At 68.2% G+C, this 15,401-nt stretch carries 13 protein-coding genes; 11 read left to right on the plus strand and 2 right to left on the minus strand.

Annotation, left to right across the window (positions count from 1 at the left end):
- Window positions 1-11: 11 nt before the first annotated feature.
- From HBF32_RS14280 to HBF32_RS14300, 5 genes are all read left to right on the plus strand, one after another.
- A complete protein-coding gene (locus HBF32_RS14280; protein ID WP_166700267.1) occupies window positions 12-839 on the plus strand; it encodes a TorF family putative porin in 828 nt (275 codons plus the stop codon).
- Window positions 840-849: 10 nt separating this feature from the next.
- Window positions 850-1,425, plus strand: coding sequence for a potassium-transporting ATPase subunit KdpC (kdpC, locus tag HBF32_RS14285; RefSeq protein WP_166700268.1), 576 nt, complete (start codon window positions 850-852; stop codon window positions 1,423-1,425).
- A 118-nt stretch (window positions 1,426-1,543) separates the two neighbouring features.
- Window positions 1,544-4,198, plus strand: coding sequence for a sensor histidine kinase (locus tag HBF32_RS14290; RefSeq protein ID WP_166700269.1), 2,655 nt, complete (start codon window positions 1,544-1,546; stop codon window positions 4,196-4,198).
- Window positions 4,195-4,893, plus strand: coding sequence for a response regulator (locus HBF32_RS14295; protein ID WP_166700270.1), 699 nt, complete (start codon window positions 4,195-4,197; stop codon window positions 4,891-4,893). Before HBF32_RS14290 ends, HBF32_RS14295 begins: the two co-directional genes overlap by 4 nt.
- Before the next feature lie 166 nt (window positions 4,894-5,059).
- The gene (locus HBF32_RS14300; RefSeq protein ID WP_166700271.1) at window positions 5,060-5,416 is read left to right on the plus strand and encodes a hypothetical protein; all 357 of its coding nucleotides are present in this window, start codon (window positions 5,060-5,062) and stop codon (window positions 5,414-5,416) included.
- A 75-nt stretch (window positions 5,417-5,491) separates the two neighbouring features.
- Here the strand turns inward: HBF32_RS14300 and HBF32_RS14305 are convergent, their stop codons facing one another.
- Window positions 5,492-6,283, minus strand: a complete 792-nt coding sequence (locus HBF32_RS14305) for an AraC family transcriptional regulator (RefSeq protein ID WP_166700272.1) — start codon at window positions 6,281-6,283, stop codon at window positions 5,492-5,494.
- Between the two features lie 142 nt (window positions 6,284-6,425).
- Between HBF32_RS14305 and HBF32_RS14310 the strand changes: the two genes are divergently transcribed.
- The 5 genes from HBF32_RS14310 (at window position 6,426) to HBF32_RS14330 (ending at window position 11,525) form a co-directional block, all read left to right on the plus strand.
- Window positions 6,426-6,683, plus strand: coding sequence for a hypothetical protein (locus tag HBF32_RS14310; protein ID WP_240147843.1), 258 nt, complete (start codon window positions 6,426-6,428; stop codon window positions 6,681-6,683).
- A gap of 61 nt (window positions 6,684-6,744) precedes the next feature.
- Window positions 6,745-7,203: a MarR family winged helix-turn-helix transcriptional regulator gene (locus tag HBF32_RS14315; RefSeq protein ID WP_166700273.1), complete on the plus strand. Its 459-nt coding sequence runs from the start codon at window positions 6,745-6,747 to the stop codon at window positions 7,201-7,203.
- A 23-nt stretch (window positions 7,204-7,226) separates the two neighbouring features.
- Window positions 7,227-8,687 carry an efflux transporter outer membrane subunit gene (locus HBF32_RS14320; protein ID WP_166700274.1) on the plus strand — a complete coding sequence of 487 codons (1,461 nt, stop codon included), beginning with the start codon at window positions 7,227-7,229 and terminating at the stop codon, window positions 8,685-8,687.
- A gap of 24 nt (window positions 8,688-8,711) precedes the next feature.
- Window positions 8,712-9,923, plus strand: a complete 1,212-nt coding sequence (locus HBF32_RS14325) for an HlyD/EmrA/EmrK family protein (RefSeq protein WP_166700275.1) — start codon at window positions 8,712-8,714, stop codon at window positions 9,921-9,923.
- Window positions 9,924-9,998: 75 nt separating this feature from the next.
- Complete coding sequence (locus tag HBF32_RS14330) at window positions 9,999-11,525, plus strand: DHA2 family efflux MFS transporter permease subunit (protein ID WP_166700276.1); 1,527 nt, start codon at window positions 9,999-10,001, stop codon at window positions 11,523-11,525.
- 105 nt (window positions 11,526-11,630) lie between these two features.
- Here the strand turns inward: HBF32_RS14330 and HBF32_RS14335 are convergent, their stop codons facing one another.
- Entirely contained in the window at window positions 11,631-12,164 is a 534-nt protein-coding gene (locus HBF32_RS14335) for an acyloxyacyl hydrolase (RefSeq protein WP_166700277.1), read from the minus strand.
- 224 nt (window positions 12,165-12,388) lie between these two features.
- On the opposite strand from HBF32_RS14335, the gene HBF32_RS14340 reads away from it, so the two are divergent.
- A complete protein-coding gene (locus HBF32_RS14340) occupies window positions 12,389-15,385 on the plus strand; it encodes an EAL domain-containing protein (RefSeq protein WP_166700278.1) in 2,997 nt (998 codons plus the stop codon).
- The last annotated feature ends 16 nt before the right edge of the window (window positions 15,386-15,401 follow it).

A 15,401-nucleotide genomic window follows, 5' to 3' on the forward strand; every position in this document is an offset into this window, starting at 1 on the left:
AGGCGCCCCCCATGCACAGCATCAAGCTCACACGGATCCTCTTGCTGGCCGCCTGCGCGGCAGCCGCCACCGCCGTCCTCGCTCCTGCCGCCCATGCGGCCGGCGCGCCGCCCGTCACCGGCAACGTGGCGATCGTGTCGGATTACATGTTCCGCGGCCTGAGCCAGACCTGGGGCCACCCGGCCATCCAGGGTGGCGCCGACTACAGCAACCCCGCCGGCTTCGCCGCCGGCACCTGGGCCTCGAGCGTCAGCGACCGCAGCTATGCCGGCGGTTCGATGGAGCTCGATCTGTACGCCAGCTTCGGTCGTCCCATCGACGACGACTGGTCGTGGCGCGTGGGCCTCTACGGCTACGTGTATCCGGGCGCCAACCTGGACCAGGCGGCGGGGTACCGGGGCCGCTCGTTCAATACCGCCGAAGCGAACGCGGCGCTCTCGTGGCGCCAGTTCACCTTGAAGTACAACCGCTCCCTTACGGACTATTTCGGCGCGGATCGCGAGCAGGGATTCGATGGCGATACCCACGGTACCGGTTACCTGCAGCTGGACGCCGCGCTGCCCTTGTCGGATGCATGGTCCCTCGCCCTGCACGCGGGGCATACCCATTACACCGCCTCGCTGGCCGTGCCGACGGCGTACGGCGTGCACGACGTGAGCTACAGCGATTACTCGGCGACGGTGAAGTACGCCATCGACGAGCACTGGTCGGTCAGCGCCGGCATCACGCATGCGACCAACGACCGTTACTACGGCCACGTGTCCAGTTATGCCGACGCCGCGGACACCCGCGACCTCGGCGGCACGCGTGGTCTCGTCATGATCCAGGGCACGTTCTGAGGAGTCCGCCATGAAATCCCTTCTTCGCCAGGGCATCGTCCTGTTTCTCGGCCTCACAGCGATCACCGGCATCGCCTATCCGCTGGTGGTCACCGGTATCGCGCAGGTCGTCTTTCCGCACCAGGCGAACGGCAGCAGGATCGAGTCCGGCGGCACGGTGATCGGGTCATCGCTCGTCGGCCAGTCGTTCACCGAACCGCGCTATTTCTGGGGCCGTCCATCGGCCACTTCGCCCGACCCTTACAACGGCGCCTCGTCCGGCGGCTCGAACCAGGGTCCCACCAATCCCGCCCTGACCGACGCGGCAAGAAAGCGCCTCGCCGCGTTGCAGGCGGCCGACCCGGGTAACGCCGCGCCGGTGCCCGTGGAACTGGTGACCGCCTCCGGCAGCGGCCTCGACCCGGAAATCAGTCCGGCGGCGGCGCGTTACCAGGTCGGTCGCGTGGCCCGTGCGCGCAGGATGGACCCCGCCGCCGTGCAGGCCCTCGTCGACGCGAACACCCAGGGTCGCCAGCTCGGCGTGTTGGGCGAGCCGCGGGTGAACGTGCTGGAGCTGAACATGGCTCTGGACGAGACCCGCCGCTGAGCCGAGCCCCCTTGTAGCAGCCGCTATAGCGGCTCCTACAATCTTGCCGCTTGCCGCAAGGTTTCCTCGCCGCTATAGCGGCTCCTACAATCTTCTTCCAGCTCATCCGGGCCAACCCATGACTGACGATCGCGACGCCCGTGCCGACGCGCTGCTCCATGCGGCGAAGGAAGGGCAGCGCCTGAAGATTTTCCTCGGTGCCGCGCCCGGAGTCGGCAAGACCTACGCGATGCTTTCGGCGGCCCGCGACCTGCGCCGGCAAGGCGTGGATGTGGTGGTGGGACTGGTGGAAACCCATGGCAGGGCGGAGACCGCGGCCCTGCTCGAGGGCATCGAGGTTCTTCCGACCCGCACCGTGCGTTACGCGGGGCGCGACTTCCAGGAATTCGACCTGGACGCCGCATTGGCCCGCAAGCCGGCCGTGCTCATCGTCGACGAACTGCCGCACACGAATCTGCCGGGCGGCCGTCACACGCGCCGTTGGCAGGATATCGCCGACCTTCTCGATGCCGGCATCGAGGTCTACACGGCATTGAACGTGCAGCACCTGGAAAGCCTGAACGACCAGGTGCGCCGCATCACCAACGTGGCCGTGCGGGAGACCGTTCCCGATGCCTTCCTGGACCGCGCCCGCGACATCGTCCTCGTCGACCTGCCGCCGCGCGAACTGATCGCCCGGCTGAAGCAGGGGAAGGTGTACGTGCCGGAAACGGCGGCGGTGGCGCTCGATGCGTTCTTCTCGCCCACCAACCTGGCCGCGCTGCGCGAGCTGGCGGTGGAAACGGTCGCCCACCACGTGGACAGCGACCTGCGCGAGCACATGCTGGCCCGCGGCGGCGCCATGCCGGTGCGGCGCCGTACCCTGGCCGCCATCGATGGCCATGCACAGAGCGAATACCTGGTGCGCATGACGCGACGCATCGCCGAGCGGCGCGGCGGTCCATGGAGCGTGGTGTTCGTCGATACGGGGAACATCGACGGCGAACGGCGCGAGCGTGTCGAGACGGCCATGCGCCTCGCCCGCCGTCTCGGCGGCGAACCGGTGATCCTGCGCGGTCACGCCATCGCCGACGAAATCCTCGCCTGGGCCGATCGCGAAGGGGTCGGCCAGATCGTGGTGGGCCGTACGCGTGAGCGTCCGATCGCACGCCGCCTCGGGTTTTCGTTGACCCAGCAACTGCTGCGGCGTGGCGCCCACCTCGAACTCACGATCGTGGCCACGCCCGCCGAACGCGCGCGCGCGCGTCGCCGCCTCCGTTTCGCCGGTGGCACCGGTACGCGGCAAGAGTACGGTTTCGCGACGGCGGCAACCGCCGTCGCCATGGGACTCTCGTTCGTCGCGGATCGCTTCCTGTCGGTTGCCAACCTCTCGCTGATCTTCCTTACGGCCGTGCTCGTCGTGGCCGTGCGCACACGCATGGCCGTGGCCGTGTACACGGCGATCCTCTGCTTCCTCGGCTACAACTTCTTCTTCGCGTCGCCGCGGTACACGCTGGTCATCGCCAACGCGGACGACGTGCTGGCGGTGACCCTGTTCCTGGTGGCCGCGCTCGTATGCAGCCGCCTCGCCACGCGCCTGGCCGGCCAGGTGCAATCGCTGCGCGCGGCTCAGGTGCGCGGGCGCGCGCTGGTGGCACTCGGCCAGCAGCTGGCCACCAGCGCCGACGCGGAGGGTATCCGGGCCGCCGGTGCCCGCGCGCTGGCGCGCGCGCTCGATGCGGAGGTGGCGGTACTGGCGCGGGACGCGGGCGGCGACCTGCGCGTGGTGGCCTCGGTGCCCGAGGCCTTCGCGCTCTCCGCGCAGGATCTCGCCGCGGCCGACTGGTGCGAGGGCCATGCCGAGCCCGCCGGCCGCTACACGGACACGCTCAACGGCGCTTCCTGCTGGATGCTTCCGCTCGGCAACGAACAGCATCGCGCCGGCGTCGCCGCGCTTCGTTTTCCGGCGAGGGCGCGCGAGCCCGATGCGGACCACCGCGGCCTGGCCCTCGCCATGAGCGAAGACATCGCCCAGGCCCTCGAGCGCGCCCGCCTCGCCGTGGAACTGGAAAGCGCCCGCGTGCAGGGCGAAACGGAGCGCCTGCGCAGCGCGCTCCTGTCGTCGGTGTCGCACGACCTGCGCTCGCCGCTCGCCTCGATGATCGGTTCCGCCGGCACCCTGCTGGACTACGACAGGCAGCTTCCCGAGGACGAGCGGCGCGACCTGCTGGAGGCCATCCTCGGCGAAGGGCAGCGGCTGGACCGGTACATCCAGAACCTGCTCGACATGACCCGGCTGGGCCACGGCGCGCTGAAACTCAACCGCGACTGGGTCGACGCCGGCGAAATCGTCGCCGCCGCGGTGGCGCGCATGCGCAAGCTATTCCCCGAATCGCGCGTGGACATGCAGCTGCCGCGCGACACCGTGCTTCTCCATGTGCATCCCGCGCTGATCGAACAGGCGCTCTTCAACATCCTCGAGAATGCCGCGCGCTTCTCTCCCCCCAACGAACCGGTGCGCGTGGTGGTCCGCGGCGAGGCGGACCGCCTGCTGGTCGACGTGATCGACCGGGGCCCCGGCATTCCGGAGGACGAGCGGGAGCGCATCTTCGACATGTTCCACTCCGTCGCGCGGGGCGATCGCGGCAAACAGGGCACGGGTCTCGGGCTGGCCATCTGCCGCGGCATGATCGGCGCCCATGGCGGTAGCGTGGAGGCCTTGCCCAATGCGGGCGGTGGGACCACCATCCGCGTGTCGCTGCCCTTGCCGGCGCCACCCGACGAGACCCCATGAATGCCACCGCTCCGCGCGTGCTGGTGATCGACGACGAAGTCCAGATCCGCCGTTTCCTCGACATCGGCCTGCGTGCCGAGGGCTATCAGGTGATCCTCGCCTCCACCGGGCAGGAGGGCCTGGGCCTCGCCGCCACCCGTTCGCCCGACGTGGTCATCCTCGATATCGGCCTGCCGGACATGGAAGGCCACGACGTGCTGCGCGAACTGCGTGCGTGGAGCGAGGTGCCGGTGCTGATGCTTTCGGTGCGGGATGCGGAAAGCGAAAAGGTGAAGGCACTGGATCGCGGCGCGAACGATTACGTCACCAAGCCGTTCGGTATCCAGGAACTCATGGCGCGCCTGCGCGTGCTGCTGCGCTCGGGCGCGAAGGCGGGCGACGCCGAGGCATCGTTGCGCTACGACGACGGCACGCTGTCGATCGACATCGCGCGCCGCGAGGTATGCCTCGACGGCCAGGCCGTGGCGCTCACGCGCAAGGAATTCGCGGTGCTGTCGCTGCTCGTGCGTCATCCCGGCCGCGTGGTCGGGCAGCAACAGATCCTGCGCGACGTCTGGGGCGCGACGCATACGCAGGACACGCACTACCTTCGCATCGTCATGGGGAAGCTCCGGCAGAAGCTCGGCGACGACCCCTCGTCTCCGCGTTGGCTCAAAACGGAGCCGGGCGTGGGCTATCGTTTTCCCGCGGCGTGATCGCGACGCAAACGTTTTCGTCTCTCACGCCGGCTTCATCCCGTCGCGCGAGCGCGTGATCGCCGTCACAACCCGGCCATCGCGCCCGATTTCTAAGACAAGTCCGATTCCCTTCGTCGATCCGCTGCCGCAGCCTCGCGCGCCTCATTCGAAGAAGGAGAACCGCGTGGTCCGACTGTCGTCCATCATCATCGCCGTCGTATCCCTTTCCGCGGGGGCCGTGAAGGCACCCTTCCCGCGGGCCGCGATGTCGTGCGCCGACGAACGCTTCGTCGCGGGCGAGCGCATCCTGCCGTCGTACGACGAGGCCTTCCTGCAGTGCCGCGAGGAAGAGCGCTGGATGACCCATCCGGAGACGGGAGACTTCGAAATGGAGCGCGCCTGCTACGAGGTGAACGCGCCGGGCGCCCACGGCGAATGGCAATACGGCCGCATCGCGATGGACGTCGTCGAACGCCACAGCGGCGATGCTTACACCTTCGAAACCCTGTGGATGTGCAAACCGTTGCGGGAGCCGCTATAGCGGCGAGGGGAATCGGCCGCGCCGCCTCATCGCTGCGTGGGCTTCTCGCCGCTATAGCGGCTCCTACAACGCAAGTCACAACGCAATGGCCTGCCTGGCGAGGTAACGCCCGGGCGAATCGCCGAAGGCCTTGCGGAACATCGCCACGAAGGCGCTGGGCGAGGCGTAGCCGAGCGCGTCCGCCACGACCGAGACCGGCTCGCCCTCCGCCAGCCGTTCCAGCGCGCAGGTGAGGCGCGCCTGCTGCCGCCATTGCGCCACGCTGCATTGCGTTTCCTGGCGGAACAGGCGGGTGAGGGTACGCACGGACATGCCGGCCCAGCTCGCCCATTCCTCGATGCCGCGGGTGTCGTCGGGCCGTTCGAACATCGCCATCGCGATACGGCGCAGGCGGCGGTCGACCGGCATGGGCAGGTGCAGCTGTTCGACCGGCGCGCGGCGCATCTCGTCGAGCAGCACCGCGAGCAGGCGCTCCTTCTCCGGTTCGCTTTCGGCATCCGGCGGCCAGCTCGCCGCACGTTTCACGATCGCGCGGAAGAGATCGTTCACGCCAACGACGCAGGGGCGGTCGGGCAACCCCGCCACCGCGCACGGCGCGATGAACACGCCCCATGCGTGGATGGGGCCGGCGATGCTGACGGTGTGCATCTCGCCCGGCGGCATCCAGCCGGCGCGGTGCGGCGGAAGGAGCCACGAGCCGTGCTCCGTACGGCTGATCACCAGGCCCCGCTCGACATAGAAGAACTGCCCGCGTACGTGTCTGTGCCAGCCGGTTTCTTCCAGGGGAATCTCCCCCTTCGCCTCGTAGGCAACCAGCGGCGGACCGTCGGCGCTCTCGAGGAATGCATGTAGGACATCATCCAGCATTTTGGCCGTTTCTCGACATAAGTTGGCCGAGTGACGATATCAGGCCGTTAGCTTCCATGGCTAACATTTGCACTCCCAAACAAATGTCCCCGCCGTGGCGAGCCACTGCCGCGACAGGGACTCCGACGCCGGAGATTTCCCCATGATCCGTCTCGTCACCAGCGACTACAGCGACCTCGATGGAGGCCAGGAGGCGGGTCACGCCCTGGTCACCTTCGTCGCCTGCGCCCACGCGATGCTCGATCCGGTCACCCCGGAAGAGCGGGTGAGAACCCTTGAACACCGCCTGCTGGCACAGTTGCCCACCCTTCGCGCCCTGGGCGTGTTCGACCTGTTCGCGGTTCGCGATCCGGCCCTCGCCGCCCTGCTGGCCGACGAAAACGAACCGTCCATGACGTGAAAATATCTGCCGCACGCATATTTGCCTTGACAACTATAATGCGGGCAATAGAATATGCGTCATGAACCCGAACGTTTGCCCAACCCCTGACGGCCGCGACAGCCTCGGCGCCCTTATCGGCATGGTCCGTAGCGAAATCGTGCGTGCCATCGAGAGCGACCTCGCCGCCCAGGGAGCCGACCTCAAGTTCACGCAGTTCCATGTGCTCAAGCGGCTGGCCATATTCGGACCGATGTCGGCCACGGAACTGGCCCGTGCCGTCGACCTGGACGGGGGTGCCATGACCCGCCAGCTCGATCAGCTCGAGACCAAGGGCTACCTGCGCCGGCAGCCGCACGAACAGGATCGCCGCGCGCTGCGCATCGAACTGACCGAGGCCGGGGAGGCGCTCTGGCGTCACCTCCACGAAAGCAATGTCGCGACGCTGGAGCGTGCGCAACGCAGCCTGTCCGCCGAGGAACGCGAGCAGCTGCATGATTACCTGGGGCGCGTACTCACCGCGCTCCGCGACAAAGACTGACTTTACCGTCGAGGCAAAAACTCATGCGTCTGCACACTCTCGTGGCGGCCGTCGGGGCCGCGTTGATCCTTTCCGGCTGCGTCACCAGCCGTGGACTGGAGCCGCAGGGCCAGCTCGCCGATCCGGCCACCCTTCACGCCGAACGCAGCCTGGCGAAAGCCCAGGTGTCGCCGGCCAACTGGCCCGCGGCGGACTGGTGGACGGGTCTTGGCGACGGCCAGCTTTCCTCCCTGATCGAGGAAGCGCTGAAGAACAATCCCGACCTTGCCTCCGTGGATGCGCGCGTGCGCCAGGCCGAAGCGCAGAGCGGCGCCGCCGATGCCGCGCGCGGCCCCACCCTGTCCGTGGGCGGCGGCGTCGCCGGCGCGCACCTGCCCGGCACGCTGTTCCCCGCGCCCCTGGGTAACCACTTCGGTTGGACGAAGTACGGCTACGGCGACTTCAACTGGGACTTCGACCTGTGGGGTGGCAAGCGCGCCGCGTGGGAAGCCGCGGTGGGCGCGCAGCGTGCCAGCGAGATCGATGCGCGCGCCGCGCGCATCGAACTGTCGACCAACGTGGCCCGTGCCTATGTGCAGTTGGGCTACGCGTTCACCCAGCAGGACGTGGCGAAGGCCGAACTGGAGCGCAGCATCGCCTCGCGCGATCTGACCCACCAGCGCGTCGCCGCCGGCGTGGACAACCAGATCCAGGCGAAGCAGGCCGATACCGAGGTGGCGTCGGCGGAACGCGAGATGGCCGTGGCGCAGCGTGCCATCGACGCCTCGCGCAGCGCACTGAGCGTGCTGCTCGGCAAGGGACCGGATCGCGGCCTCGATATCGCGCGCCCCGCCGTGCTCTCGCCCTCGGCCGTGGCCGTGCCGGCGAACCTGCCCGCCGACCTCCTGGGCCATCGCGCCGACCTCGTCGCCGCGCGCTGGCGCGTGGAAGCCGCGTCGAAGGACATCGCCGCTGCGAAGACGGCGTTCCTGCCCAACGTGAGCCTCGGCATCCTCGCCGCGCAGGTCGCGGGCGGCTCCGAGAACCTGTTCTCCTCGCGCGCCCGCTTCTGGCAGGTGCTGCCGGCGGTGAGCCTGCCGATCTTCGACGGCGGGCGGCTGCGCGCGAACCTCGCCGGCAAGGATGCCGACTACGACATGGCCGTCGCGCAGTACAACAAGATCCTCGTCGGCGCGCTCAACGAGGTGGCCGACGATCTTTCCGGGCTCGATTCGCTGGGCACGCAGATCCAGGCGCAGCAGCGCGCGAGGGATGCGGCGCAGCAGGCCTTCGACCTGTCGCAGCAGCGCTACAAGGCCGGTGTCGGCAGCTACCTCGAATCGCTCGTGGTGCGCCAGCAACTGCTCCAGGCCGAACAGCGCATGGCCGCGCTGCGCGCGCAGCAGGTCGACACCTCCGTCCAACTCATCCAGGCGCTCGGTGGCGGGTTCCGCCCCGAGGCAGGCGACCAGCCGGTCGCCGCCGCCACGCCGGCGACCCACTAAGAAAACGTCCCGAGGCAGCTAACGATGTCCCCAGAAACCACCGCCCCCGCCGGCGCCGTCGTGGCGCCGCCGCCGAAGAGCCGCCGCGGCCTCTTCCTCAAGCTCCTTGTCATCGTCCTCATCCTGGCCGCGATCGGCTGGACGGTGTGGTATTTCGTCGACGGCCGCTGGTATGAGGATACCGACGACGCCTACGTCAACGGCAACGTCGTGCAGATCACACCGCAGATCGCCGCCACCGTGCTGTCGATCACGGCCGACGACGGCGACCTCGTGCACAAGGGCGACGTGCTGGTGAAGCTGGACGACAGCGACGCCCAGATCGCCCTGCTGAGCGCGCGCGCCGAACTCGCCAACACCGTGCGCCGCGTGCGTGGCCTGTACAACAACGTCAGTTCCGCCCAGGCCGACGTGGCGGTGCGCCAGACGGCCGTGGATCGTGCCCGCGCCGACTACAACCGGCGCCGCGACCTGGCGAAGTCGGGTGCGATCTCCTCGGAAGAACTGTCGCACGCGCTCGATGCGCTCACCTCGGCGGAAAGCAGCCTCGCATCGGCCAAGCAGTCCTACAGCACCAGCAAGGTGCTGGTCGACGATACCGTGGTGGCCTCGCATCCCGATGTGCGCGCCGCCGCCGCGAAGCTGCGCTCGGCCATCCTCGACGAGGCGCGCACGGTCATCCTCGCGCCGGTGGACGGCTACGTCGCCAAGCGCACCGTGCAGCTCGGCCAGCGCGTGCAGCCGGGTGCCGCCCTGATGGCCGTGGTGCCGCTCCACGAGGTGTGGATCGACGCCAACTTCAAGGAAACCCAGCTCACCCACATGCGCATCGGCCAGCCGGTGGACGTCACTGCCGACATCTACGGGGGCGACGTGGTCTACAAGGCAAAGATCCGCAGCCTCGGCGTGGGCAGCGGCAGCGCGTTCTCGCTGCTTCCCGCGCAGAACGCCACGGGCAACTGGATCAAGATCGTGCAGCGCGTGCCGGTGCGGGTCGTCTTCACCGATCCGAAGCAGCTCGACGAAAAGCCGCTGCGCCTCGGCCTGTCGACCAAGGTGACGGTGTCGCTGCACGACCAGGGCGGTCCGCTGCTCGCCCAACAGGCACCGACCAAGCCGGAGTTCGCGACCGATGTCTACGACCGCCGCCTCGCGGGCGCGGACGAGGAAATCGCGCGCGTCATCCACGAGAACGCCTCGGCCGGCGAAGGCGAAAAGGAAAAGGCGCCGAAGTAAGCGCCGCGGCGGGCATGGCCACAGCATGCCCGCCCTCCCTTCGTCCGCACCGTCCTCCAACGATCAGGTTTATCCATGAGCACCGAATTTCGACCGCCGAACCTGGCGCTGTCCACGGTCGGCCTCTCGCTCGCGACCTTCATGCAGGTGCTGGACACCACGATCGCGAACGTCTCGCTGCCCACCATCGCGGGCAACCTCGGCGTCAGTTCCAACCAGAGCACCTGGGTCATCACCTCGTTCGCGGTGAGTAACGCCATCGCGCTGCCGCTCACCGGCTTCCTCACCCGGCGCTTCGGCGAGACGAAGCTGTTCGTGTGGGCGACGCTGCTGTTCTCGCTGGCCTCCTTCCTGTGCGGCGTCGCGCAGAGCATGGGCATGCTGATCCTGTTCCGCGCCCTGCAGGGCGCGGTGGCAGGCCCCATGTACCCGATCACGCAGAGCCTGCTCATCTCGATCTATCCCCCCGCGAAACGCGGCATGGCGCTGGCGCTGCTCGCGATGGTCACCGTCGTGGCGCCCATCGCCGGCCCGATCCTGGGCGGCTGGATCACCGACAACTACGCGTGGCCGTGGATCTTCTTCATCAACGTGCCCATCGGCATCTTCGCCAGCTTCGTCGTGGCCAACCAGATGAAGGGACGCCCGGAGGTCACCGAACGCCCGAAGGTCGATTACGTGGGCCTGATCACGCTCATCATCGGCGTGGGCGCGCTGCAGGTAGTGCTCGACAAGGGCAACGACGAGGATTGGTTCAACTCCACGTTCATCGTCATCACGGCGATCGTCGCGGCGGTGGGTCTCATCGTGTTCCTCATCTGGGAGCTTACCGACAAGGAGCCGATCGTCGACCTGAAGCTGTTCCGGCACCGGAACTTCGCGATGGGCACGCTATGCCTCGTGCTGGCGTATGCGGCGTTCTTCGCCATCGGCCTGCTCGTGCCGCAGTGGCTGCAGCGCAACGTCGGGTACACCTCGACATGGGCGGGCTTCGCCGCGGCACCGCTGGGCATCCTGCCGGTGATACTCACACCGTTCGTGGGCCGCTATGCGCACAAGTTCGACCTGCGTCTCCTGGCATCCGGCGCCTTCATCGTCATGGGCGCCACCTGCTTCATGCGCTCGGAGTTCTACCTGCAGATCGACTTCTACAGCGTGGCGATGGTGCAGCTGATCCAGGGCCTGGGCGTGGCGCTGTTCTTCATGCCGGTGTTGACGATCCTGCTCTCCGACCTCCAGCCACGCGAGATCGCGTCGGGGTCCGGTCTTGCCACCTTCCTGCGTACCCTGGGCGGCAGCTTCGCGGCTTCGATCACCACGTTCATGTGGGACCACCGCGCGATCGTTCACCACGAGCGCCTTGCCGAGAACATCACGCCGTTCGATCCGACGGCGCAGCAGGCGCTCGAACAGATCGGCCACGGCGATTCGCAGTACGCGGCGGCGGCAGTGAACCAGATGATCACGCAGCAGGGTTACCAGATCGCCTTCAACGAAGTCTTCCACGTGCTGGGCTATGTCTTCGTCGCGCTGATCCTGGTGGTGTGGCTGGCGAAGCCGCCCTTCGCGGCGAAGGCGGGACCGGCGGCCGCCGGGCATTGATGGCAGCCGCCCTGTAGGAGCCGCTATGGCGGCGAGAAGCCAACGGAGCGACGAAGCGGCGAGGCCAGTTTTCCTCGCCGCCATGGCGGCTCCTACAAGGCTTTGTCAGATATCGAAACCGACGCCCAGCAGCGCCATCGTCTCGCCGCGGTTCGGTTCCTTGAACCCGCCGTTGGAAATGTGGCGGACCTGGAAGCTGACGTTCTTCCACTGGTAGCCGATGGTGCTCACGAACTCATAGCCGCTCGACAGCGCCTGGGTACGGCCGCCCGCGATACCGGCGAGCTGGAAACTGAAGAAGAACGGCTGGTACCAGTCGCCATGGTTGCCGTAATGGAAACGCGCGCCCGCGGCGCCTACCCAGATGTTGTCCGTCACGCCGGGGTCGGCGCCACGGTAGCGGCCGAGGTCCCGCCCCTTGATGTAGCCGATGGAAACATCCGGCGACCAGGTGAAGCGGCTCCGGCCCATGACCTGGGGCTCGAACACGGCTTCGGCGAAGAAGGCATTGGTGCCGTGGCTATTCATGTAGCTGCGGCCACCCTGCACTTCCAGGTGGGTCTGCGCGCTGGCGGGAAGGCTGGCGGCGGCAAGGGCGATGGCGGCAAGGGAGCCGAGGACGGGACGGGACGAACGCATGGGGACGGGGCCTTCTGGTGGGACGTTTTGTTGAACTGGATCGTTTGGTAAATAGTGTCCAACGAATGTGAATAAAGGGCGCAAACCAAATTATTTTCCGCCGTGCATCGGGAAGATTGGCTGCACCTGTCACGACGGTCGGTAAAGCGGAGTCGGGGGGTGCCGATACAGAGCGGGGACCCGTCGCCAAAGGCGGGCACAGGGGCTACAGGGGTCAGGGAACGGTGGAAGCCGGGACGTTCAAGGTGGCGACGAGGGTGCGCGCCCGTCATGTGCGCCTGGCGACCTGGGCGGTGACCCTCGCGTTGTCGGCGGCCATCGCCGCCATCGTCGCCGTCCTCCAGCTCGACGGCTACCAACGCATGCTCGGCAATACCTGGCGGCAACTGGCCGGGTCGGCATCGGGTGCCGTTCGCATGATCGACCAGAACATCGACGGCAGCCTCGGTCCGCTGCTCGCCTTGCGCAACGTGGTCGACAGCGCGGACTCGGGCCCCCTCCACGCGCGGCTGGCCGAGGTGCAGGCGCGTCACCCCGAACTGGCCAGCATGGTGGCGCTGGATGAGGACGGCGGGGTGATCGCATCGACCAGCGTGCCCCTGGCGAACTGGCGGAACAGCCTCGCGGCGCCACGTCACATGGCGCTGGGCGCGAGCGTGCGTGTGCTCGTGGCCGACGCACAGGGATCGATCCCGGCAGGCGTGCGCATCCTCGTCGACTCCCGGGTGCCGCAACCCGCCGCGTTCGGAGCGGTCGTCGACGCCGGGCGCGTGCGCGACGGCATGCGCCATTCGATGCTCGGCCTGACCGCGGTGATGAGCGCGTTCGCGCTGGACGGCCGTCCGCTCGCGAGCAATCGCGACGACATCGCCACCCCATGGACGCTGCCATCGCCAGCCCCGGGCGCGTCCGGCGGCTACGACGATGGCGACAGGCTGTACGCCTGGCTTGCCTCGGAGCGCTACCCTTACGTGGTGCTGGTGAGCCTGGACCGCGCCGGTACCTATGCCGAGTGGATGCGCCAGGCCCGCCCCTCGGTGCTGGCGACGCTGGCGCTCGTGATCTTCCTCAACGGCTTCGCCGCGCTGTTCGACCGGGCATACCGAAGGCAGACCCGGCTCGTGGACGCGTTGTCGCGAAGCACGCGGCACCTGGGCGACGTGCAGCGCACGGGACACATCGGCCTGTGGGAAGCCGACCTCGCGGAGCGGACCATCGCCTGGTCCGGGCAGGTCCACGAAATCACCGGCCTGCCCCCGGGCCGGGTGACCGGCCGCCAGGGCACCTATTACAGGCTCGTGCACGAGGACGATCAGCCGGCGGTGGCGACGTGGTTCGCATCGTTCTCGCGCGGCGACGGACCCTACGAGTGCGAGCACCGCCTGCGTCGTCCGGACGGGCGGGAGGTTCGGGTAAACCTGCGCGCCGCGCGGATCACCAACGAGGAAGGTCATTCGATCCTCGCCGGCACGATCAGCGAGATCACGGCACTGCACGAAACCCGGCAGCGTCTGCAGGACACGGACCGCGACCTTGCCGCCAGCGAAGCCGCGTATCGCCAGCTGCTGGCACGCATGCCCCTGCCGCTGGTGATCGTTCGCGACGATCGCATCGAGTACGCCAACCTCCTCGCCGAGGAACGCCTCGGCGACGGGAGGTCGACCCTGGTCGGCCGGCAGGCGGGCGATTTCCTGGATGCGGACGCGCTCGAGGTCACGCGGCGCGGCACGCCCGAGGGCACCAGCGTCGCCGCGTGGATCGAACCGGGCCGCGGGATGCCGTTCGAGGCCGAACTCGCGCTCTCCGATTACCGCGATTCCCGCGGTCGCGGCACCTTGGTGATCGTCCGCGACGTGACCGAGCAACGCCGTTACGAGGAACGCCTCAACCACCAGGCCAGGCACGACGAACTCACCGGTCTGCCGAACCGTCGCGCCTTGCGCGAAACGCTGGATGCGATGGTCGCGCAGAGCGTGCGCGACGGTTCGGGCCTGATGGTGGTGTTCGTCGATCTGGATCACTTCAAGGTCATCAACGACGCGCTCGGCCACGCCCTCGGCGACCAGGTGCTGCGCGATGTCACCTTGCGCCTGGGCGATGCCCTCGACGGCGAGGGACAGGTCGGGCGATTCGGCGGCGACGAATTCGTGGCGGTGCTGCCGTTTACCTGCTCCCCCGCGAAGGCGATCGACGTCCTGCCGCGCATCCAGCGCGCCATCGAGGAGCCGCTGGAAGTGGCCGGGACGTTGCAGCGACTGAAGTGCAGCATCGGCGTCGCCTTCGCCACGCGCGACGGGGCCGACGCGGACACGCTGATCCGCAATGCCGATACGGCGATGTACGATGCCAAGCGTTCGGGGCGGCACACATGGAAATGCTATTCGGCCGAAATGCACGCCACGGCGATGGCGCGGCTCACCGTGCTCACCCGTCTCTCGGGTTCCAACCTCGACAACGAACTCGCGCTCGCATGGCAGACCCAGCATGCGGGCGCCGACGGCGCGACGATCGGTGCGGAAGCCCTGCTGCGCTGGCCGTCGGCACCCGGCGACCTCGGCAGCAACGACCGCCTCATTCCCCTGCTGGAGGAGACCGGCGCGATCGTGCAGATCGGCCAGTGGGTGCTGCGCGAGGCCTGCCGGCAGCAGCGCCTCGTGCTCGACACCATCGGGCATGGCTGCCGCCTGTCGGTGAACGTGTCGGCGCAGCAACTGGTGCATACCGACCTCGTGGCCGACGTGCGCCAGGCGCTGGCCGAGACGGGCGCCAGCGCCTCCGCGCTGGAACTGGAACTGACGGAAAGCGCCTTCATGCACGAGCCCGAGCGGGCGATACGCACCTTGCACGAGCTGCGTGCGATGGGCGTCAGCATCGCGCTGGACGACTTCGGCACCGGCTATTCGAACCTCACCTACCTCTCGCGCCTGCCGCTGGACAAGATCAAGATCGACCGCCACTTCACCTGCACCCTGCTGCAGGACGACGTGGACACGTCCATCTGCCGTTCGATCATCTTCCTCGCACGCAGCCTGAACCTGGAAGCGGTGGCCGAGGGGGTGGAAACCGACCGCCAGCGCAGCTGGCTGCTGGACGCCGGCTGCAGCGCCATGCAGGGCTATTTCTTCTCGCGCCCGGTGCCGGTCGAGGAAGTGCGGCACGTGCGGCGCGTGCCACCAGCCGCGCCCACGGATCAGTCTTCTGTCCTCTGGGAGCCCTTGTAGGAGCCGCTATGGCGGC

Origin of the sequence: Luteibacter yeojuensis (assembly GCF_011742875.1) — a bacterium.
In the GTDB taxonomy this organism is placed as follows: domain Bacteria; phylum Pseudomonadota; class Gammaproteobacteria; order Xanthomonadales; family Rhodanobacteraceae; genus Luteibacter; species Luteibacter yeojuensis.

Coding starts and splice junctions, on each gene's coding strand:
- HBF32_RS14280 (WP_166700267.1), top strand. CDS start 12: ATGCACAGCATCAAGCTCACACGGATCCTCTTGCTGGCCGCCTGCGCG.
- kdpC (WP_166700268.1), top strand. CDS start 850: ATGAAATCCCTTCTTCGCCAGGGCATCGTCCTGTTTCTCGGCCTCACA.
- HBF32_RS14290 (WP_166700269.1), top strand. CDS start 1,544: ATGACTGACGATCGCGACGCCCGTGCCGACGCGCTGCTCCATGCGGCG.
- HBF32_RS14295 (WP_166700270.1), top strand. CDS start 4,195: ATGAATGCCACCGCTCCGCGCGTGCTGGTGATCGACGACGAAGTCCAG.
- HBF32_RS14305 (WP_166700272.1), bottom strand. CDS start 6,283: ATGCTGGATGATGTCCTACATGCATTCCTCGAGAGCGCCGACGGTCCG.
- HBF32_RS14310 (WP_240147843.1), top strand. CDS start 6,426: ATGATCCGTCTCGTCACCAGCGACTACAGCGACCTCGATGGAGGCCAG.
- HBF32_RS14315 (WP_166700273.1), top strand. CDS start 6,745: ATGAACCCGAACGTTTGCCCAACCCCTGACGGCCGCGACAGCCTCGGC.
- HBF32_RS14320 (WP_166700274.1), top strand. CDS start 7,227: ATGCGTCTGCACACTCTCGTGGCGGCCGTCGGGGCCGCGTTGATCCTT.
- HBF32_RS14325 (WP_166700275.1), top strand. CDS start 8,712: ATGTCCCCAGAAACCACCGCCCCCGCCGGCGCCGTCGTGGCGCCGCCG.
- HBF32_RS14330 (WP_166700276.1), top strand. CDS start 9,999: ATGAGCACCGAATTTCGACCGCCGAACCTGGCGCTGTCCACGGTCGGC.
- HBF32_RS14335 (WP_166700277.1), bottom strand. CDS start 12,164: ATGCGTTCGTCCCGTCCCGTCCTCGGCTCCCTTGCCGCCATCGCCCTT.